At 73.9% G+C, this 22,542-nt stretch carries 2 protein-coding genes; one reads left to right on the top strand and one right to left on the bottom strand.

Annotated elements, in window-relative coordinates; genetic code table 11:
- Position 1: 1 nt before the first annotated feature.
- Complete coding sequence (locus tag AB0K03_RS27555) at positions 2-21,214, top strand: amino acid adenylation domain-containing protein (RefSeq protein WP_364690178.1); 21,213 nt, start codon at positions 2-4, stop codon at positions 21,212-21,214.
- Between the two features lie 54 nt (positions 21,215-21,268).
- Here AB0K03_RS27555 and AB0K03_RS27550 read toward each other — a convergent pair whose 3' ends face one another.
- Entirely contained in the window at positions 21,269-22,405 is a 1,137-nt protein-coding gene (locus tag AB0K03_RS27550; protein WP_364690175.1) for a neprosin family prolyl endopeptidase, read from the bottom strand.
- Positions 22,406-22,542 lie beyond the last annotated feature (137 nt).

Raw genomic sequence — 22,542 nt, 5'->3', positions numbered from 1 at the left:
CGTGAGCCTGGCAGCGCGCGACATCACGATCGGCTACGACCGCAGGACGATCAGCGAGCACCTCGACCTCGACCTGCCGGAGGGCCGGTTCACGGCGATCATCGGCCCGAACGCCTGCGGGAAGTCGACGCTGCTGCGCGCGCTGTCCCGGCTGCTCAAGCCCTCGGCGGGCGCCGTGCTGCTGGACGGCCGCGACATCCACGCCCGTCCCGCCAAGGAGGTCGCGCGGCGGCTGGGTCTGTTGCCGCAGTCGTCGATCGCCCCGGACGGCATCTCGGTGGCGGACCTGGTGGCGCGGGGCCGGTTCCCGCATCAGAAGCTGATCCGGCAGTGGTCGCCCGAGGACGAGGCCGCGGTGGTCGCCGCGATGGCCGCCACCGGGGTCGGCGAGCTCTCCGGCGAGCTGGTCGACACGCTCTCCGGCGGGCAGCGCCAGCGCGTCTGGGTGGCCATGGTGCTCGCCCAGCAGACCCCGATCGTGCTGCTCGACGAGCCCACGACGTTCCTCGACATCGCTCATCAGATCGAGCTGCTGGAGTTGTGCGTACGCCTCAACCGTGAGCAGGGCACCACGATGGTGGCGGTGCTGCACGACCTGAACCAGGCGGCCCGGTACGCCGACCACCTCGTCGTGATGAAGGCCGGCGCCGTGGTGGCCCAGGGCGACCCCCGCGAGGTGCTCACCGCGGCCCTGGTGGAGCGGGTGTTCGGGCTGGGCTGCCGGATCATCGACGACCCGGAGACGCACACCCCGATGACGATGGTCGCCGGCGGGGCCTTCGTGCCGGTCGACCCGGCCTGGCCGGACCGGCGGCGCGAGCAGGTCCTCGCCGAGGCCCGCGCGAGAGTGGTCCTCACGGCCGCCGACGTCCCGGCCGGAGCCGCCGAGGCTCCCGCGCTTGACGTCGTCCCCGGGCAGCTCGCGTACGTCATCTTCACCTCGGGCTCCACCGGCCGGCCCAAGGGCGCCATGATCCGGCACGAGGCCATCCACGAGCGGCTGCGCTGGCAGCGCGAGGAGATCCTCCACTTCGGACCGGGCGACGCGGCGCTGTTCAAGGCGCCGCTGTCGTTCGACATCAGCGTCAACGAGATCCTGCTGCCGCTGGTGTCCGGCGGGTACGTCGTCGTGGCCGAGCCCGGCGGGGAACGGGACCCGCAATACCTGCTCGACGTCATCGCCACCGAGGGCGTGACCTTCGTCTACCTGGTCAGTTCCATGCTCGACGTGCTGCTCCAGCTCTCCCGCGGCACGCACCTGCTGGACGGGCTGCGGCACGTGTGGTGCGGCGGCGAGGTGCTCACGCCCGAGCTCTTCGATCGTTTCCGCGCGCAGCTCACCATGACGCTCTACCACGGGTACGGCCCGGCCGAGGCCACGATCGGCGTCTCCCACGTGATCTACAAGGACTCCGCGGAGCGCATCGCCACGTCGATCGGGCGGCCCAATCCGTACACGCAGCTGCATGTCCTGGACGAGGGCCTGAACCCGGTCGGGCCGGGCGTGACCGGCGAGCTGTACGCGGCCGGCTTCCTGCTCGGCCGCGGGTACGTCAACGCGCCCGCGCTCACCGGCTCCAGGTTCGTCGCCAACCCGTTCGGCGTCCCCGGCGAGCGCATGTACCGCACCGGCGACCTGGCCCGCTGGACCGGCGACGGCAGCCTCGAATTCGTCGGCCGCGCCGACCACCAGGTGAAGATCCGTGGCATGCGGCTCGAGCTCGAGGAGGTCGAGGCCGCCGTCGCGACCCACCCCGCGGTGCGCCAGGCCGTCGTCACCCTCCACGAGCGGCACCTGATCGGGTACGCGACCCTGTCGGCGCCCGTCTCCGGGGACGACCTGCGCGCCTGGTGCGCGGACCGGCTCCCGGACTACATGGTCCCGTCGGCGTTCGTGGTCCTCGACGCGTTCCCGCTGACGGCGAACGGCAAGGTGGATCGCCGTGCCCTGCCCGCGCCGGCGATGGGCGGCCCGGCGCGGTCCCGGCAGCCGGAGAACGAGACCGAGGCGCGGCTCTGTGCGGTGTTCGGGTCCGTGCTGGGCCTCGACGCCGTGGGGGCGGAGGACGACTTCTTCGCGCTCGGCGGCGACAGCATCGTGGCGATCGGCGCCGTCCGTGCCGCGCGCCGGGCCGGCCTCTCGCTGCGCGTCCGGGACCTGTTCGCCCACCCGACGCCGGCCGGGCTGGCTCCGGTGGTGACCGAGGACGAGCCGGAGATCGCCGCGGTCGACGCGGTCGGCGAGGTGCCGCCGACGCCGATTCTGACCTGGCTCGACGAGGTCGGCAACGGGCTCGACGGTTTCTTCCAGGCCGTCACGCTGCCCGCCCCCGGGGGCGACGTCGCCGCGGTGATCGACGGCCTCCTCGAAGCACACGACGTGTTGCGCGCGAGCATCGACGGCGCCGTGCTGACGGTCCGCCCGGCCGGTGAGCTGACGTCAGCGGACGTGCTGCGTACCGGTGAGGACCTCGAGGCGACGGTTGCCCGGCTGAGCACCGGACGGCTGGCGGCCTTCTCGCACCTGCCGGAGAGCGGCGAGCTGATCGTCGCGCTGCACCACGTGATCGTGGACGGCGTCTCGCTGCGGGTGCTCGCCGAGGACCTGCGCGGCGGACTGCCGATCGCCCCGGCGCCCACCTCGTTCCGGCAGTGGGCCACGGCCCTGCGCGAGGCCGACTTCAGCGCGGATCTGCCGTTCTGGACTCGTGCCGTGCAGACGCCGGTGGCCCCGCCGACGGCGACCGGCACCGTGGCCACCGAGGAGACGCTGACGGTCACGCTGCCCGTCGAGGTGACCGAGCGGCTGCTGAGTGGCGTACCCGCGGCGATCCACGGGGGTGTCGACGACGCGCTCGTCGCCGCGCTGGTGCTGGCGGTTTCTCCGGACGAGCCGCTGCTGCTGGAGCTGGAAGGCCACGGCCGGGAGGAGGACGTGGCCGACCTCGACCTGTCCCGGACGGTCGGCTGGTTCACCACGCTGTTCCCGGTGCCGCTCGACGTCACCGGCCTCGCTCCGGCCGATGCCGTCAAGGCCGTCAAGGAGCAGCTACGGGCTGTTCCCCGCAACGGAATCTCGTACGGCGTCCTGCGCCATCTCGCCGGTCACCGCGAGCTGGCGGTCCAGCCACAGGTGCTGTTCAACTACCTCGGCCGCTTCGACGACGGCGAGGTCGTGGTCGAGCGGCGGGACCCGCGTATGCCGCTGCCCCGGGCGCTGGAGGTCAACGCGGTGGCCGTGGGTGGCGCGCTGCGCGCGGTGTTCAGCTGGCCGGGCCGGGCGCTCTCGCGCGAGGTGGTTCAGGCGTACGCGGACCGCTGGGCGCAGCTGCTCACCGGCATCGCCGCCGATCCCGCGGTTGCCGGGCACACCCCGTCGGACTTTCCGCTCGTACGCCTCAGCCGATCCGATGTGGACGCCTTCGGTGCCGACCTGCGCGACGTGCTGCCGCTGACCCCGCTGCAGGCCGGGCTCTACTTCCACGCCACGTACGCGCCGGGCGCCGACCCGTACGTGGTGCAGCAGCTGATCCACCTCGACGGCGCGCTCGACCCCGGCCGCCTGCACCGGGCCGCCGCCGGCCTGTTCGACCGCCACCCCAACCTGGCCGCGGCGTTCCGGGCGACCGGCGACGGCGAGATCGTGGCGGTTCTCGGCGGCCCGATCGAGACGCCGTGGCGGTACGTCACGACCGGCGACGTGAACGCGGTCGCGGCCGAGGAGCGCGCCCGCCCCTTCGACCTGGCCCGCCCACCGGCCATGCGGTACGCGCTGGTCCGCCTCGCCGCCGACCGCCACGTCCTCGTGCAGACCGTGCACCACATCGTCGCCGACGGCTGGTCCGTGCCGCTCATGCTCACCGACCTCCTCGCCCGGTACGCCGGCAAGGCTCTGCCGCCCGCGCCTTCGTACCGCGACTTCTTGGCCCGGCGCGGCGAGGGCGACCCGGACGCGTACGCCCGCCTGCTCGACGGCGTGACGGAGCCGACGCTGCTGGCCCCCGGCGCGGACGGTCCGGCCGCGAGCGTGACCGTCACCGTGGACGGTTCGGCCGTGCAAGCGCTGGCCCAGCGGCACGGCGTGACCGTGAGCAACGTGATCGCCGCCGCGTGGGGCGTGCTCGTCGGCCGGGTCACCGGTGGCACCGACGTCGTGTTCGGCTCGACGGTCTCCGGGCGCTCCGGCGACGTGCCCGGCGTCGAGGCCATCGCGGGTCTGCTCATCAACACCGTGCCCGCCCGGGTGCGCTGGAGCGGCTCCGAGACGGTCGCGGACGTGCTGTCCCGGTTCGCGGCCGACCAGCGGTCGGTGGTCGAGCACGAGCAGACCTCGCTCGCCGAGATCCAGCGCCGGACCGGCCTGCCGGAGCTGTTCGACACCCTCGTGGTCGTCGAGAACTACCCGCCCACCACCGCTGCGGACCACGGCGGCCCGCGGATCACGCGGCTCGACGTGATCGAGGCGCCGCACTATCCGGTGACGCTGATGGTCAAGCCGGGCGACACGGTCACGGTCACGCTCACCCACCGGCTCGACCCGGTCGCCGCCGCTCGCCTGCTCGACCAGTACGTGCGTGTCCTGACCGCGGATGCCGACACCCCGGTCGCCGCGATCGACCTGCTCTCCGACGTTTCACGCGCTGAAGTGCTCGCGCTCGGAAGAGGCGGACCGGCCCGCGCCGAGACGTTGGTGCCCGACCTGATCGGGGCGGTCGAGCCCAGCCGGATCGCCGTGCGCGGCGGCACGACGGTACTGACTTACGCCGAGCTGTGGGCCCGCTCCGGCAGCGTCGCGGCGGCTCTGCGCGCGGCCGGGGTCCGGCGCGGGGACGTGGTCGCGGTCGCCACCCGCCGCACGGCCGATCTGCCCGTCGCGCTGCTCGGCGTGCTGCGCGCGGGGGCCGCGTACCTGCCGGTGGATCCGGCGTACCCGGCGGCGCGGATCGAGTTCATGCTCGACGATGCGCGGCCGGTGTGCGTGCTCACCGACGACGCCGCCGGGCGGGCGCTGCCCCCGCACGACCTGCCGGCCGTGCGGCTGCGGACCGCCCGCGGGGAGGCGCCGGCCGTCGAGATCGGACCGCTGGACGCGGCGTCCGTCGTCTACACCTCCGGGTCGACCGGGCGCCCGAAGGCGGTCGTCGGCACCCACGCCGGCCTGGCGAACCGCCTGGCGTGGGCACGCGAGCGGTGGGACGGCGACGTACGGGTCGCGAAGAGCTCGATGAGCTTCGTCGACGGCACCACCGAGCTGCTCGGCGGCCTGGTCGCGGGCGCCACCGTGGTGATCGCCGACGAGACCGCCGCGGCCGACGGAACCGTGCTGGCCCGGCTGGTCGCGGAGTCCGGCGCGACGCAGCTGCTGGCCGTGCCGAGCCTGGCTTCCGCCCTCGCCGAGACGGCTCCCGGGCAGGTCAGCGGGGTGCGCCGGTGGATCACCAGCGGCGAGGCGCTGGACGCCGGCACGGTCGCCGCGCTGGCTGCCGCGTCGCCGCACGCCGAGATCGTCAACTCGTACGGTGCCTCCGAGAACACCGGGGACGTGCTGGCCGGAACCGTCACGCCGGGCGAGACCATCACGCTGGGCCGGGCGGTTCCCGGGGTGCGCATCGTGCTGCTGGACGCGGCGCTGGAGCCGGTGGCGCCCGGCGCGGTGGGGGAGATCTACGTCGGCGGCGTGCAACTGGCCCGCGGCTACCGGGGACAGGGCGGCGCGACCGCGGCCCGGTTCGTCGCCGACCCGTTGACGCCGGGCGAGCGCCTGTACCGCACCGGCGACCTGGGCCGCTGGGCCGGAGACCGGGTCGAGTTCCTCGGCCGCAACGACGACCAGGTGAAGGTCAACGGCCACCGCGTCGAGCTCGCCGAGGTCGAGGCCGCGCTGCTGCGGCGGCTCGGTGTCCGCGAGGCCGTCGCGGTCGCGCGCCGCAACACCCTGCACGGGTACGTCGTGCCCGAGCCGGGGGAGCGGCTGGACCCGCAGGCCCTGCTCACCACGCTGCGCGCCGAGCTGCCGGGGTACCTGGTGCCGGCGAGCGTCACCGTGCTGGACGCCGTACCGCTGCTGCCGAACGGCAAGCGTGACCGGCGCGCCCTGCCGGACCCGGTCGCCGCCGTCGCGGAACCGCCGCGGACGCCCCGGGAGGCGCAGGTCGTCGCGCGCTTCGCCGAGGTGCTGGGCGCGGAGACGGTCGGGGTGCACGACGACTTCTTCGCGCGCGGCGGCGACAGCATCACCGCCATCCGCCTCGTGACCCTGCTCGCCCGCGACGGGATCGACGTGTCCACCCAGGACGTCTTCCGGGACCGTACGGCCGCCGCGATCGCCGCCGGAGGCGCCGACGAGGTGTGGGGCCTGTCCCCGTTGCAGCAGGGCGTGTACTACCAGGCCACCTTCACCGAGGGCGCGAACACGTACATCGCGCAGAACGTGTTCGACCTGGACCGCCGGATCGACGTACCCGCGCTGGAGCTGGCCTTCGCCGCCCTGCTCGACCGGCACCCGACCCTGCGCGCGGCATTCGTCGGGGACCCGCGTCCGCAGCAACGCATTCCCGCGCGCGTGCCCGCGGTCGTCACCGTCGTCGAGGGCGACCCGGAGGCCGTCGCCGCCGCCGACCGAAAGCCGTTCGACCTGACCGAGCCGCCGCTGATCCGGCTGACCGTGGTCCGCAACCCGGACGGCACCGACCGGCTGCTGCTCACCTGTCACTTCCTGCTGTGGGACGGCTGGTCCCGCGAGCTCGTGCTGCGCGAGCTGTTCGCGCTCTACGACTCGCGTGGTACGCAAGGAGCGCTGCCCACCGGCGGTGCGTCCTTCACCGACTATCTGGCCTGGATCGACGCGCAGGACCGGGACGCGTCCGCCGCGGCGTGGAAGGCGGCGCTGGGCGAGCCGACGATCGTCGTGCCGGAGGCGGCCGGGCGCGCGCCGATCCTCTCCGAGCGGATCCTGACCACCCTCCCGACCGCGGTCACGACCCGCCTCACCGAGCAGGCCCGCCGCGCCGGAGTCACCCTCAACGCGGTGCTCACCGTGGCGCTGGGGCTGGTCCTCGGGCACCGCACCGGCCGCGGCGACGTCACCTTCGGCACCACCGTGGCGGGCCGCCCCACCGACCTGCCCGGCATCGAGAACGTCATCGGCCTGTTCCTCAACACCGTGCCGGCGCGGGTCGCCGCGACGCCGTCGGCCACCGTGGTGGAGCTGGCCCGCCGCGCCCAGCAGGACCGCCTGGACCTGGCCCCGCACGAGTACCTCGGCCTGGGCGACATCCAGCGCGCGGCCGGGCACGAGCAGCTCTTCGACACCCTGTACGTGCTGCAGAACTTCCTCGCCGACAGCACGTTCGACGACCTCGAGGCCGCGCAGGGCATCGTGGACGTCGAGTACACCGACACCACGCACTACCCGCTGACGTGGGTGCTGACCCCGGGCGCGAACCTGCGCGTCAAGCTGGAATACCGCCCCGACGTGATCACCGTCGCTGCCGCGCGGTCGCTGGTCGACGACCTCGTCTTCGTGTTGCGGCTGCTCGCCGACGGTCTGGACGTGCCGGCGGGGTCCGTGGGATTGCGTGCTCATCGTCCGTTGGCGGGTGCGCGGGCGGAGATTCCGGACGACACCATCGCGGATCTGCTCGCCGCCCAGGCGCGTCGGACGCCGGAGCTGACCGCGCTGGTCTTCGGGGAGCAGCGGCTGACCTATGCCGAGTTGGACGCGCGGATCGACGCGGTGGCGCGGGGGTTGATCGCGCGTGGGGCGGGGCCGGAGCGGATCGTCGGGCTGGCGTTGCCGCGGGGGATCGACATGGTGGTGGCGTTGTTCGCGGTGCTGCGGGCCGGGGCGGCGTATCTGCCGTTGGATCGTGATCTGCCGGTGGAGCGGCGGCAGGCGATGATCGACGACGCGCGGCCGCTGTTGGTGCTCTCCTCGTTGGACGGGCTCGCGCTTGACGGCGAACCGGTGACAACGTCGGTACATCCCGATGATCCTGCGTACGTCATCTACACCTCCGGGTCGACCGGAAAGCCCAAGGGTGTGGTCACGCCGTACCGGGGGCTGACGAACATGCAGCTCAACCATCGGGCGGAGATCTTCGGGCCGACGGTCGCGCGGGCCCGGGCGGCCGGCGTCGAGCGGCTGCGGATCGCGCACACGGTCAGCTTCTCCTTCGACATGTCGTGGGAGGAGCTGCTCTGGCTGGTCGAGGGTCACGAGGTGCACGTCTGCGACGAGGAACTGCGGCGCGACGCCACGGCGCTGGTGGCGTACTGCCGCGGGAACGGCATCGACGTGGTCAACGTGACGCCGACGTACGCGCAGCACCTGATCGACGAGGGCCTGCTGGACGGGCACCGGATGTGGCTCGTGCTGCTCGGCGGGGAGGCCGTCAGCGAGGCGGTGTGGTCGCGGCTCGGCGGGATCGGCTACAACCTGTACGGGCCTACGGAATACACGATCAACACGCTGGGTGCGGGTACGGCGGACAGTGTCACGCCGACGGTCGGTAAGCCCGTTTTCAACACCGTCGGGTACGTGTTGGACGGCTGGTTGCGTCCGGTTCCGCCGGGGGTGATCGGGGAGTTGTACGTCGGCGGTGCGGGCTTGGCGCGGGGGTATCTGGGCAGCCCGGGGCTGACCGCGTCGCGGTTTGTCGCTGGGCCGGAGGGCGCGCGTCTGTATCGCACCGGTGATCTGGTGCGGGAGCGGGCGGACGGGAACTTGGACTTCCTGGGTCGCAGTGACGATCAGGTGAAGATCCGCGGTTACCGCATCGAGCTGGGCGAGGTCGAGTCGGCGGTCGCGGCGGTGTCCGGGGTGCGGCAGGCCGCGGTGCTGGCCCGCGACGGCAAGTTGCACGCCTATCTGGTCGGCGATGCCGGTCCGGCTGAGGTGCGGGCGGCTGTGGCCGAGCGGTTGCCGTCCTACATGGTCCCCTCGTTGTATGCCCGGGTCGATGCGTTGCCGTTGACCGTCAACGGCAAGCTCGACACCGCCGCGCTGCCGGAGGCGACGCCGATCCTGTCGGCCGCCCGGGGGCCGAGCAACGACCGGGAACGCGTGCTCGCCGGCATCTACGCCGACGTGCTCGGCATTCCCGGGGTCGGTGTCGACGACGACTTCTTCGCCATCGGCGGGGACAGCATCTCGTCCATCGCGGTCGCCGGCCGGGCGCGCAAGGCCGGGCTGCCCGTGACGCCCCGGGACGTGTTCCGCCGGCGTACGGTCCAGGCCCTGGCCGCCGCCCTGCCCGCCGCGGCCGTGGAGACCGTGGCGGACGACGGCGTCGGCGATGTCGCGCTGACGCCGATGCTGGCGGAGACGGTGAAGTCCGGGACGCCGCTGGGCCACTTCTACCAGTCGACGGCGTGGCGCACCCCGGCGGCGCTCACCCGCGTACGCCTCGAGGAGATCCTGCAGGCGCTGCTCGACCGGCACGACCTGCTGCGCGCCACCTTCGACGGCACCCTGCACGTCCCCGCCCCCGGCCTGCGCGCCGCCGGTCTGATCAGCGAGGGTCCGATCGACGAGGACGCCGAGGTGGCCCGCCTGGACCCGGCGAACGGCGTCATGCTTCGCGCCGCCCGGGACGGTCGCACGCTGCTGTTGGTCATCCACCACCTCGTGGTCGACGGCGTCTCGTGGCGCATCCTCGCCGAGGACCTGCGCCGCGCCTGGCGGGGCGAGGAGCTGCCCCCGGTCGGCGCCTCCTTCCGGACCTTCGCGGCTTCCCAGCGGCCGTACGCCGGCCAGGAGCCCTTCTGGCGCGCGACGCTGGCCGAGCCGCGCCCCCTGCTCGGCGACCGGCCCGCCGACCCGGCGGCCGACACCGCGGCGACCGTCCGGTCGATCACCGTGACGCTGCCCGCCGACGTGACCGTGCCGCTGCTGACCACGGTTCCCGCGGCGATGTACGGCGGCGCCGACGACGTGCTGCTCACCGCCCTCGCGGTCGCCGTGAACCGCTGGCGGGGTAGGGACGCGCCGGTGCTGGTCAGCCGGGAGGGGCACGGCCGCACCGGCGATCTCGACCTGTCCCGCACGATCGGCTGGTTCACCGCGATCCACCCCGTACGGCTGGAGCCCGGCACCACCACCGACCTGGCCGCGGCCGCCCGGGCGGTCAAGGAGCAGCTGCGCGCGGTCCCGGGCGGCGGGCTCGGGTACGGCTCCCTGCGCTGGCTGCACGACCACGACTTCGGGCCGGCGCCGGAGATCCTGTTCAACTACCTCGGCCGCTTCGGCGCTGACGACGGCGGTGACTGGAGCCCGGCCGCGCCGCTGCGCGAGGGCGTCGATCCGGCGAACCCGGCCATGCCGCTGGAGATCAACGCGCACATGACCGGCGACGTCCTCGAGGCGACGCTGTCGTGGCCGGCCGCGCTCTTCCCGCAGGAGCGCATCGTCGCGCTCGCCGAGCACTGGACGACCGTGCTGCGCGAGCTGGCCCTGACCGACGTGAGCGGGCACACGCCGTCGGACTTCCCGCTCGTGGCCCTGGCCCAGCAGGACGTGGACGCGTTCGCGGACGCCACCGACGTGCTGCCGCTGCTGCCGCTGCAGGAGGGCATGTACTTCCACGCGCTGACGTCCGATGTGGACACGTACGCGGTGCAGCAGATCGCCGAACTCACGGGTGAGGTGGATCCGGCCCGGCTGCGCGCGGCGGTGGAGGCCGTCGTACGCCGCCACGCCGCCCTGCGCGCCTCGTTCCGTGAGCTGCGCGACGGCCGCATCGTGCAGGTCATCGCGGCCGGCGTGCAGGTGCCGTGGCGCGAGGTGGACCTCACCGGCGCCCCGGACCGGCTGGCCGGGGTCGCGGTGGAGGAGCTGGCGGAGCCGTTCGACCTCGCCCGGCCGCCTCTGCTGCGCTACGCCCTCGTGTCGCTGAGCGCCACCGAGCACCGGCTGGTCGAGACGATGCACCACATCCTCGCCGACGGGTGGTCGTACCCGCTGGTGTTCTCCGACGTCGTGGCCGCGTACCACGGGCGGGAGCTGCCGGAGCCGGTGAGCACGTTCCGCGACCACGTGGAGTCGGTCGTCACCCGGGACCGCGAGGCCGCCCGGGCCGCCTGGCGGGTCGCCCTCGACGGGGTCGAGCCGGCTCTGCTGTACCCGGACGTCACCCGGGTCTCGCACCACCACAGCGTCTTCGCGTCCGTGGACCGCGCCGGCGACCTGGCCGCGGTGGCGCGGACGCACGGCATCACCGTCAGCACACTCCTCCACGGCGCGTGGGGTCTGCTGCTGGGCCGGCTGCTGGGCGGCGACCGGGTGGTGTTCGGCTCGACCGTGTCCGGCCGCGGCGGCGACCTGCCCGGCGCCGAGTCCATCGTCGGCCTGCTCATCAACACCGTGCCGGTCCCGATGGCGTGGCGCCCGGACGAGCCCGCCCGCGACGTGCTGCGCCGCCTGCAGGAGCAGCAGACCGACGTGCTCGACGTGCAGCAGGTCGGCCTCGCGGAGTTGAACCGCCTCGCCGGGGTCCGCGAGCTGTTCGACTCGATGGTCGTGGTGGAGAACTTCCCGGCGGTCGCCGCCGGTGACGCGCCGGGCCTCGGCGTGCGCGGCTTCACCGGTACGGACTCGCCGCACTACCCGGTCTCGCTGGTCGCGTTCCCGGGCGACCGCCTCACCCTCGAGATCAAGTACGACGCGGCCGTCGGCGCGGCGGCCGCGGACCGGCTCGTCACCCTGGTGGCGTCCCTGGTGAACCAGCTCGTCGACGACCTGGACCGGCCCGTCTCATCGCTGTCCCTCGGCGGCGTCAGTGGCATCTCGCACGAGCTGAAGACGGATGACATTCTGGATATTTCCACCGAGCGTCCCGAGGCGGTCGCCGTCGGCAACCTCACCTACGCGGAGCTGGAAGCCCGGGCCAACCGGCTCGCGCACGAGCTGATCGCCCGCGGCGTGTGGCCGGAATCCCGGGTGGCGGTCAGCCTGCCGCGGTCCGAGGACCTGGTCGTCGCGCTGCTCGCGGTGGTCAAGGCGGGCGGCTGCTACGTGCCTGTCGACGCCGCGGCGCCGGCGGCCCGGCAGCGGTACATCCTCGACGACGCGCGACCGGTCTGCGTGATCGGCGAGGGCGGCATCGGCGTGGAGGCCCCCGGCCGTCCGGAGACCCGGCCCGACGTGGGGCTGAGCCCGGACAACGCCGCGTACGTCATCTACACCTCCGGCTCCACCGGCGAGCCGAAGGGTGTCGTGGTCACCCACCGCGACGTACGGGCCCTGTTCGCCGCCGCCGAGCCACTCTTCGAGTTCGGGCCGGACGACGTGTGGACGATGTTCCACTCGTACGCGTTCGACTTCTCCGTCTGGGAGCTGTGGGGCCCGCTGCTGCACGGCGGCCGCCTGGTCCTCGTCCCGCACGACGTCGCCCGCGACCCGCAGCGGTTCCGGGCGCTGCTGCGCGACGAGAAGGTGACCGTGCTCAACCAGACGCCGTCCGCGTTCCACCCGCTCGTCGAGGCGGACGCGGCCGAGCCGGACCGGTTGCCGCTGCGCTACGTCGTCTTCGGCGGCGAGGCCCTCGACCTCTCCCGCCTCGCCGCCTGGTACGAACGCAACGAGAACCCCTCGCTGGTCAACATGTACGGCATCACCGAGACCACCGTGCACGTGTCGTTCCGCGCGCTGACGCCGGCCGACGTGACCCGGCCCAGCGTCATCGGCGGCGCGCTGCCCGGGCTGACCGTGCACGTGCTGGACGCGTACCTGCAGCCGGTGCCGGAGGGCGTGACCGGCGAGATGTACGTGGCCGGCGCCCAGCTCGCCCGCGGCTACCTGGACCGCCCGGCGCTGACCGCGTCCCGCTTCGTCGCGAACCCGTACGGCCCGGGACGCCTGTACCGCTCCGGCGACCTGGCTCGCTGGGAGAACGGTGAGCTGGTCTACCTGGGCCGCTCGGACGAGCAGCTGAAGGTCCGCGGCTACCGCGTCGAGCCCGGCGAGATCGAGGCGGCGCTGCTCGCCCTGCCCGGGATCGCCAACGCGGCCGTGGTCGTCCGCGACGGTCGGCTGGTCGCGTATCTCGTGGCGCGCGCCGGTAGCCGCCCGGACGCAGACGCGATCCGCGCCCACGTGGCGTCGGTGCTGCCGGACTACATGGTTCCGTCGGCGTTCGTGACTCTCGACGCGCTGCCACTGACCGTCAACGGCAAGCTCGACCGCGACGCGCTCCCGGCGCCGGCCCGGACCGTCGCCGAGCCGGTCGAGGCGGTGGGGGAGAGCCCGGCGGTCACCGCGGTGCGCGGGTTGTTCGCCGAGGTGCTCGGCGTGGACAGCGTCCCGGCCGACGGCGACTTCTTCGCCCTCGGCGGCGACAGCATCGTCGCGATCCAGCTGGTGAACCGGGCCAAGCGCAGCGGCATCAGGTTCTCGCCGCGGGACGTGTTCGTGAAGCGCACACCCGCGGCGCTGGCTTGCGTCCCGGACAAGCCGAGCGCACCGCCGGTGACGGGCGACGGGGTCGGCGAGGTGGCCTTGCTGCCGATCGTGCACCGGCTCGCCGAGCTGGGCGGCGGCATCAACCGGCTGCATCAGGCCGACCTGCTGCGTACTCCGCCGGGTGCGACGGCTGCCCGGTTGCAGGCCGCGCTCGACAGGCTCGTCGAGCATCACGACGCGCTGCGACTGACGCTGAGCCGGCCGGCGCCGATGCTGTGGTCGCAGGAGGTCCGCGCGAGCAGCTCGGTCACGCTCACCACAGTGGACGGTATGGATCGGGAGCTGGTCCGGCGGGAGGCCGAGGCCGCGGTCAGCCGGCTCGATCCCGAGGCCGGTCGCGTCCTGGAGGCCGTGTTCTTCGCCGACCAGGACCGGCTGTTGCTCGTCGCGCACCACCTGGTGGTCGACGGCGTCTCGTGGCGCATCCTCGCCGAGGACCTGTGGCAGGCGTACGAGGGCCGCGCGCTGGACCCGGTGGGGACGTCGCTGCGGTCGTTCGCCCGTACGCTCACCGAGGAGGCCGGCAGCGCCGCGCGCCTGGCCGAGTTCCCGCACTGGCAGCGGACCCTCGCGCCGGGCGGCGAGCTGAAGCCGGACGCCGTGACGTTCGGGCTGACCGTGGGGCAGACCCGCGATCACGAGCTGCGCATCCCGGTCGACCCGTCGGTGCTCACCGGCGACGTCACCGCCACTCTGCTGACCGCCCTGCACGCGGCCGTGAACCGGTGGCGCGGCACCGAGGCCGACCTGGTCGTGGACCTGGAACGGCACGGCCGCGAGCCGATCGGGGACGCGGACCTGTCCCGTACGGTCGGCTGGTTCACCTCGATCGCCCCGGTGCGGTTGCCGGAGCTGCCCGCGGGCGACGGGCTCGGCTACGGCCTGCTGCGCTATGTGAACCCGCGCAGCGCCGCGGCCCTGGCCCGGCTCGGGACCCCGCAGGTGCTCTTCAACTATCTCGGCAAGTTCGCCGAGGACGAGGCGGCGGACCTCCGCGTGCGCCCGGATGACGATCTCGGTACGCCGTACCTGCTGGAGATCAACGTGGCGGCGGTCGGCGGCGAGCTGCGGGCGGTGCTCACGTACGCCGACGAGGGCCTGGGGCCGGACGCGACCCGGGCGATCGCGGACGGCTGGGCCGCCGAGCTGGCCCCGGCGGCCGAGCGGGAGTGGCCGCTGTCGCCGCTGCAGGAAGGGCTGTTCTTCCAGGCGAGGCTCGCCGGCGACGCGGACGTCTACATCGCGCAGAACGCGTTCGACGTGGATCACCGCCTCGACGTGCCGGCCCTGGAACGCGCCTTCGCCGCCGTCCTGGACGCCAACCCGGCCGCGCGCCTCGCGTTCACCGACGCCGGCCGCGACAAACCGGTGGCCCTGCTGCGCGGTTCGGTGCCGGCCACCGTCGAGGTGATCGAGGATCCGGCCGACCTGGACGCCGTGATGGCGGCCGACCGGACCCGCCCGTTCGACCTGACGGAACCGCCGCTGGCCCGGCTCACCGTCGTGCGGCTGCCCGGCGGGCGCGACCGGCTGCTGTTCACGTACCACCTGCTGCTGTGGGACGGGTGGTCGCGGGAGCTGGTGCTGCGGGACCTGTTCGGCGCGTACGCCGGCCGGCCCGTACCGGAGAAGAGCGCCGGCTTCGCCGACTACCTCGCGTGGATCGACCGGCAGGACACCGCGGTCTCCCTCGGGGCGTGGGCCGAATCGCTGGCCGGGGTCGAGCCGACCATCCTCTACCCGGCGGCCACGGGCACCCGGCCGGTGCTGGCCCGCAGCCTCGCGGTCCGGTTCACCGAGGAGCAGACCGCAAGCCTCACCGAGCAGGCCCGCGCCGCCGGGGTCACGCTCAACGCGGTCCTCAGCACCGCGCTCGGCATCGTGCTGAGCCACGCGTCCGGCCGCTCCGAGGCCGTCTTCGGCACCACGGTGGCCGGACGCCCGACCGAGCTCGACGGCATCGAGGAGGTCGTCGGCGTCTTCCTCAACACGGTGCCGCAGCGCGTCACCCTCGGCGCGGCCGAGCCGGTGCGCGACGTCCTGCGGCGGGTCCAGGCCGAGCGGCTCGACCTCATGGCCCACGAGTACGCCGGCCTGGGCGAGATCCAGCGCGCGGTGGGCCGCGGCCCGCTCTTCGACAGCCTGTACGTGCTGCAGAACTTCCTCACCGACGACACGTTCGACGACCTCGAGGCCGAGCACGGCATCGTGGGCGTCGCGGCGGCCGACGCCACGCACTACCCGCTGACCTGGGTCGCCACCCCGGGCCGCGCGCTGCGCATCCGGCTCGAGTACCGGCCCGACGTGGTCGCGGCCGAGCAGGCGCAGGCGCTGCTGGACCGGCTGCACGCGGTGCTGGCCGGCTTCGACGCCGACGCGAGCGTCGCATCGGTCGCGCTGCCCACGCCTGGACCGCGGATCGGCGTGGCCGCCGACATCCCAGAGGTCACGATCGCGGACCTGCTCACCGAGCAGGCCGCCCGGACTCCGGCCGCCGCCGCGCTCACCCACGACGGCACCACGCTCTCGTACGCCGAGCTGGACGCGCGGATCGACGCGGTGGCGCGGGGGTTGATCGCGCGTGGGGCGGGGCCGGAGCGGATCGTCGGGCTGGCGTTGCCGCGGGGGATCGACATGGTGGTGGCGTTGTTCGCGGTGCTGCGGGCCGGGGCGGCGTACTTGCCGTTGGATCTGGACCTGCCGGCCGAGCGGCGGCAGGCGATGATCGACGACGCCCAGCCCTTTTTGGTGCTGGATTCGTTGGAGGGTCTCGCCGTCGAGGGCGGACCGGTGCGGGTGGTGGTGCATCCGGATCATCCGGCGTACGTCATTTACACGTCGGGTTCGACCGGTAAGCCGAAGGGTGTGGTCACGCCGTACCGAGGGCTGACGAACATGCAGCTCAACCACCGGGCCGAGATCTTCGGACCGACCATCGCCGCGGCCGGCGGGCGGATCCTCACGATCGCGCACACGGTCAGCTTCTCGTTCGACATGTCGTGGGAGGAGCTGTTGTGGCTGGTCGAGGGTCACCACGTGCACATCGCCGACGAGGAGTTGCGGCGCGACGCCACCGCGCTGGTCGCGTACTGCGCGCGGCACCGAGTCGACGTCGTCAACCTCACCCCGACGTACGCGCAGGCGCTGCTCGACGAGGGGCTGCTCGGCGGCGACCACCGGCCGTGCCTCGTGCTGCTCGGCGGGGAGGCCGTCAGCGAGGCGGTGTGGTCGCGGCTCGGCGGGATCGGCTACAACCTGTACGGGCCTACGGAATACACGATCAACACGCTGGGTGCGGGTACGGCGGACAGTGTCACGCCGACGGTCGGTAAGCCCGTTTTCAACACCGTCGGGTACGTGTTGGACGGCTGGTTGCGTCCGGTTCCGCCGGGGGTGATCGGGGAGTTGTACGTCGGCGGTGCGGGCTTGGCGCGGGGGTATCTGGGCAGGCCGGGGTTGACCGCGTCGCGGTTTGTCGCTGGGCCGGAGGGCGCGCGTCTGTATCGCACCGGTGATCTGGTGCGGGAGCGGGCGGACGGGAACTTGGACTTCTTGGGTCGTAGTGACGATCAGGTGAAGATCCGCGGTTACCGCATCGAGTTGGGCGAGGTCGAGTCGGCGGTCGCGGCGGTGTCCGGGGTGCGGCAGGCCGCGGTGCTGGCCCGGGAGGGCAAGTTGCACGCCTACCTGGTCGGTGACGCGAGCCCCGCCGAGGTGCGGGACGCTGTGGCCGAGCGGTTGCCGTCCTACATGGTCCCCTCGTTGTATGCCCGGGTCGATGCGTTGCCGTTGACCGTCAACGGCAAGCTCGACACCGCCGCGCTGCCCGTTCCCGTCCCGGTGACGACCGCGTCCCGGCCGCCCGCCGACGAGCGGGAGCGCCGCCTCTGCGAGCTCTTCGCCGACGTGCTGGGCGTGGCCTCGTTCGGGGTGGAGGACGACTTCTTCGACGCCGGCGGGCACTCGCTGACCGCCCTGCGGCTGATCGGCCGGGTGCGTGCCGAGCTGGGCGGGGACCTGTCGCTGCGGGCGCTGTTCGATGCGCGTACGCCCGAACGGCTGGCCCGGGTCGCCACCGGCCCGGCGCGTGCCGCCCTGACCACCGGGCAGCGGCCCGAGGTTCTGCCGCTCTCCCCGGCGCAGCAGCGGCTGTGGCTGCTCGACCAGCTCGACCCGGGCTCCAGCGCGTACGCCTACCCGCTGCTCGTCCGCCTCGGCGGGCATCCCGACGGCACCGCGCTGAGCCGCGCGCTCGCCGACGTGGTGGCCCGGCACGAGGTGCTGCGGACGGTGATCCGCTCGTCGGCGCAGCACATCCTGCCCGCGCCGGCGGCGATCCCGGTGGAGACCGGCACCTCGGTCGCCGACCTGGTCGCGCGGCCGTTCGACCTCGGCACCGATCTGCCGATCCGGGCCGCGGTCGTCGACGAGGGGGACTCCAGCGTGCTGGCGCTGGTGCTGCACCACATCGCCATGGACGAGTGGTCGGACCGGCCGCTGCTGCGTGACCTGGACGTCGCGTACGCGGCCCGCGTCGCCGGTCACGCCCCGGACTGGGAACCACTGCCCGTGCAGTACGCCGACTACGTCCTGTCGCTGCCGGAGCCGTCCGGCGAGTTCTGGCGCGACGCGCTGCGCGGCCTGCCCGACGAGATCGCCCTGCCCGCCGACGGGCCGCGTACGGCCACCCGCCACCCGGCCGGGGTCGTCACGGCGACGCTGCCGGCCACCCTCGCCGACCGGCTGCGCGACATCGCCCGGGCGGAATCGGCGAGCCTGTTCATGGCCCTGCACGCCGCCGTCGCCACCCTGCTGTCCCGGCACGGCGCGGGCACCGACATCCCGATCGGCAGCCCCACCTCCGGCCGCGGCGACGCCGCCCTCGACGACCTCGTCGGGTTCTTCGTCAACACGATCGTGCTGCGCACGGACCTGTCCGGCGCGCCGAGCTTCGCCGAGCTGCTGCGCCGTGTGCGTGCCGCCGACCTGGCCGCGTTCGAGCACTCCGGTGTGCCGTTCCAGCAGGTGGTGGAGCTGGTGAACCCGCCGCGGGTGCCCGGGCGCAACCCGCTCTTCCAGGTGATGATCGGCTACTTCCACCGGCCGGCCGGCGGGGGGCCGCTGCTGGGCCTGCCCGTGCTCGACGCACCCGGGCACGCCGCGGACGCCAAGGTGGACCTCACCGTCACCTTCGTCGACGGCGGCCCGGACGGCATCGACGTCACTCTCGAGTACGACACCGGCCGGTTCACCGGCGCCACCGCGGCCCGCCTGCTGGATCGCCTCGGCGTGCTGCTCACGGCCGTGGCCGACGACCCCGGCGGCACCGTCACCCGGGTGCCGGTGCTCGCCCCCGAGGACGTGACCGAGCTTTCGCAACCGTCGGACGTGGAACCCGCACCCCGCGCCGCCGTGGTCCGCCCCGGCGATGTCGCCCTGATCGCCGACGGTGTCCGCCACACGTACGCGGACCTCGACCGGGCCTCGGACGCGGTGGCCGCCGCGCTGGCCGCCCGCGGGGTGGGGCCGGAGAGCATCGTCGGCATCGAGCTGCCCCGCTCGGCGGACCTCGTCGTCGCCGTGCTGGGCGTGGGCAAGGCGGGGGCCGCGTACCTGCCGCTCGACCCGGCGTTCCCGCAGGCCCGCCGGCGGTTCATGGTCGACGACGTGCAACCGGCCGTGATCATCGACGCGGCGTTCCTGGCCGGCGTCTCACCGGCCCCGGCCCCGCAGGTGACCCCGGCGCCGGACAACGCGGCGTACGTCATCCACACCTCGGGCTCGACCGGCCGCCCCAAGGGCGTCGTGGTCACCCACCGCGACCGGGAGGCGTTCCTGGCCGCGCTGCCGCTGGAACCCGGCGAGCGCCTGCTGGCGGTGACGACGCTGTCCTTCGACATCTCGGTGCTCGAACTGCTCGGCACGCTGCGCGCCGGGGGCACGATCGTGCTCGCCTCGCCCGGGCAGGTGCGCGACCCGGTGCTGCTGGCCCGGCTGGTGGAGACCGAGCGGATCACCGCGATGCAGGCCACGCCGTCGCTCTGGGCGGCCCTGCTGGAGGCGTCCGACGTGGACCTGTCCGGCGTACGGGCGCTCGTCGGCGGGGAGGCGCTGCCCGTGCCGCTCGCCCGGGACCTGCACGAGCGCGCCGCCGCCGTCGTCAACCTGTACGGCCCCACCGAGGTCACCGTGTGGGCCACCGCCGAGGAGGTCGACGCCGCCTGGGACGGCTCGATCGGCCGTCCACTGCCCGGCACCACCGCGTACGTGCTCGACGAGTGGCTGCAGCCGGTGCCGCCCGGGGTGGCGGGGGAGCTGTACCTCGGCGGGGTCCAGGTCACCCGGGGCTACCTCGGCCGGCCGGGGCTCACCGCGTCCCGGTTCGTCGCCGACCCGTACGGCCCCGGCCGGCTGTACCGCACCGGGGACCTCGCCCGGTGGCGCGCCGGGCGCCTGGAGTACCTGGGCCGCACCGATCACCAGGTGAAGGTCCGCGGGTTCCGGATCGAGCCGGGGGAGGTCGAGGCCGTCGCGCTGGCGCATCCCGGCGTGACCCGGGCGGTCGTGGTGGCGCGCGGTGATCGGCTGGTCGCGTACGTGACCGTCACGCCGGAGTTCTCCCGGGCGTCGCTCGCCGCGCTGTTCGAAGCGGCGCTGCCCGGCCACATGATCCCGGCGGTCTGCCACGTCCTCGACGAGCTGCCGCTCACCCCGAACGGCAAGGTCGACCGCGCCGCGCTGCCCGAGGTGGACGCCGCGACGACCACCCGGACCCGGCCACGGTCGCGCACGGAACGGACGGTGGCCCGGATCATGGCCGACGTCCTCGGGGTCGCGGAGGTGGGCGTCGAGGACGACTTCTTCGCGCTGGGCGGGCACTCGCTGCTGCTCGTCCGGCTGGCCACGGCCCTGCGGCGCGAGCTGGGCGCACAGCTCCCGGTCGCCCGGCTGTTCACCGCGCCGACGGCCGCCGCGGTGACCCGGCTGCTCAGCGGGGACGCGCCGGCCGGGGACGCCCTGGCTCCCGTCCTGCAGCTCGCCGCGGGCGACGGCCCGCCCCTGTTCTGCCTGGCCCCGGCGAGCGGGCTGAGCTGGCAGTTCGCCGGACTCCGGCGGCATCTGGGCGTACCCCTGATCGGTCTGCAGTCGCCGCTGCTCTCCGGCGGTGCGCGGCCGGCGACCCTGACCGCGCTGGCCGCGGAGCACGCCGACCGGGTGGAGGCCGCGTGGCCGGCCGGGCCGGTCCGGCTGCTCGGCTGGTCCTTCGGCGGGGCCGTGGCGCTCGCGGTGGCGGCGGATCTGCACGCCCGCGGCCGCGAGGTGACGTTCGTGGGCATGCTGGACGCCCGCCGCGACGGCGCCCCGGCGGCGGCCACGGTGGCGGCCCTGCTGACGGAGATGGGCTACCCGGTTCCGGACGCGGACCTGACCCTGGAGCAGGCGGTGGCGTTCGTGCGGGACGCCGGCGGTGCCGTCGCCGCCCTGACCGGCGGGCAGATCGCACGGGTGCTGGAGAGTCACCTGGCCGCCGACGCCCTGATGGCGGACGCCGTGCTGCCGGCGTACCCGGGGAAGGTCTGGTTCGTCGAGGCCACCGTGCCGGAGCAGGGCTTCGCCGGGCCGGCCGCACCGGCGTGGCACCCGCTCGTGGCCGGCATCGAGGTCCATGAGCTACCGGTGGCGCACTCGGAACTGCTGGACCCGGCGGCGCTGCAGAGGCTCGGCCCGCTGCTGGCCGCCGCCCTGGGGACGTGACCACAACGCAAGGGGCGGCCCGCGAGGACCGCCCCTTGCGTTCGTGCCCGCCGGTCAGCAGCCGCCGGGACCGCCGTACCGGAAGTTGCGCTGCCCCTCGGCCTCGGCCTTGGCGGAGGTGTAGTACGCGCCGTTCGTGTCTTCGAACAGCTCCGCCTTCACCGGCCCCTGGCCGTTGGTCAGCGAGATCGTCCCGAAGGTCGCGGCGTTCGATTTGCTGCCGAGCGCGCCGTTGCCCATGTCGGTACAGGGCGTCGTGCTGGCGGCGGTCACCTCGCCGTACCACTGGACCAGGGTGGACTTGGTGTAGGCGCCGTCCCACAGGCTGTCGGGGAAGTAACCCAGCCACTCCGAGTCGTACGCGACCCACCACACGCCGTCGAAGTGCTGGATGCCGAAGCGCTTCGTCGTGCCCGTCGGGAGCGTGTCACCCGGCTTGACGTTGTCGCTCTTCGAGACGAAACCGCACTTGTTGTAGCAGGTGCGGTTGTGGTCCTTCCAGTAGTAGACGAACAGGTGCGGGTCGTCGTCCTTGTTGGTCTTGCGGTCGACGGTCCAGCCGACCTCGACGGTGTTGCCGGCTTCGTAGTCCTGCACCGCGATCTCGGCGAGCGTGTGGGCGTCGTTGGTGCTCAGCCACGGCTTGCGGATGTCGAGGTTCGCCCACGAGCCGTCGGACGTGCCGAACTGCCGGGCGCCGGCGTAGAAGTAGGTCCATTCCGCGGCGGCCTTGGGGGTGGCGGTGCCGGCGGCCGTGACCGCCGCCGGCGCCGGGGCGGCCACCTTCGTGCCGAGGATGCGTTCCCGCTTGAGGGAACCGGAGGGGCCGGTGCGGCCCTTCGGCCCGTACCCGGCGACGGTGGTGTGCGATGCGTTCTCCGGCGCGGCGTCCGCGCCGGCCGCGGCGACCTCGGCGCTGTCGGCGCCGACGGGGGCCTGCTTGGCGGGGGAGGGCGCCTCGCCCCACGGCAGCAGCGGCGGTGCGCTCGGCTCGTCGGCCGGGGCCGGCGCCTCGTCGGCGGCCTGCACGGCCGGCGCGGTGTCGTCGGCCTCCGCGGCTGACGCGGCGGCGGGCGCGCTCGGGTCCGGGGTCTCGGCGGCATCCGCGCCGAGCGTCCAGACGACTCCCATCGAGCCGACCACTGCGGCGGCCAGGCCGGCCGCCAGCAGACCACGGTGTGCTTTCGACACGTGTCCGTCCTCGTTCGTCGGGCGCTCGGGAGGGGGAGCTCCCGGCACCGGCTGTCGCAGGCGTCGCCGACCATACAACGCGCTCGATGGCGTCGGCTGCGGCCGAGCGACCAGGGATTTCATCCGAACGGCCGAGG

Origin of the sequence: Actinoplanes sp. NPDC049316, from assembly GCF_040677315.1 — a bacterium.
Classification (GTDB): domain Bacteria; phylum Actinomycetota; class Actinomycetes; order Mycobacteriales; family Micromonosporaceae; genus Actinoplanes.
Note: the sequence above shows the minus strand (reverse complement) of the source record. Positions and strands in the feature narration are given on the sequence as shown.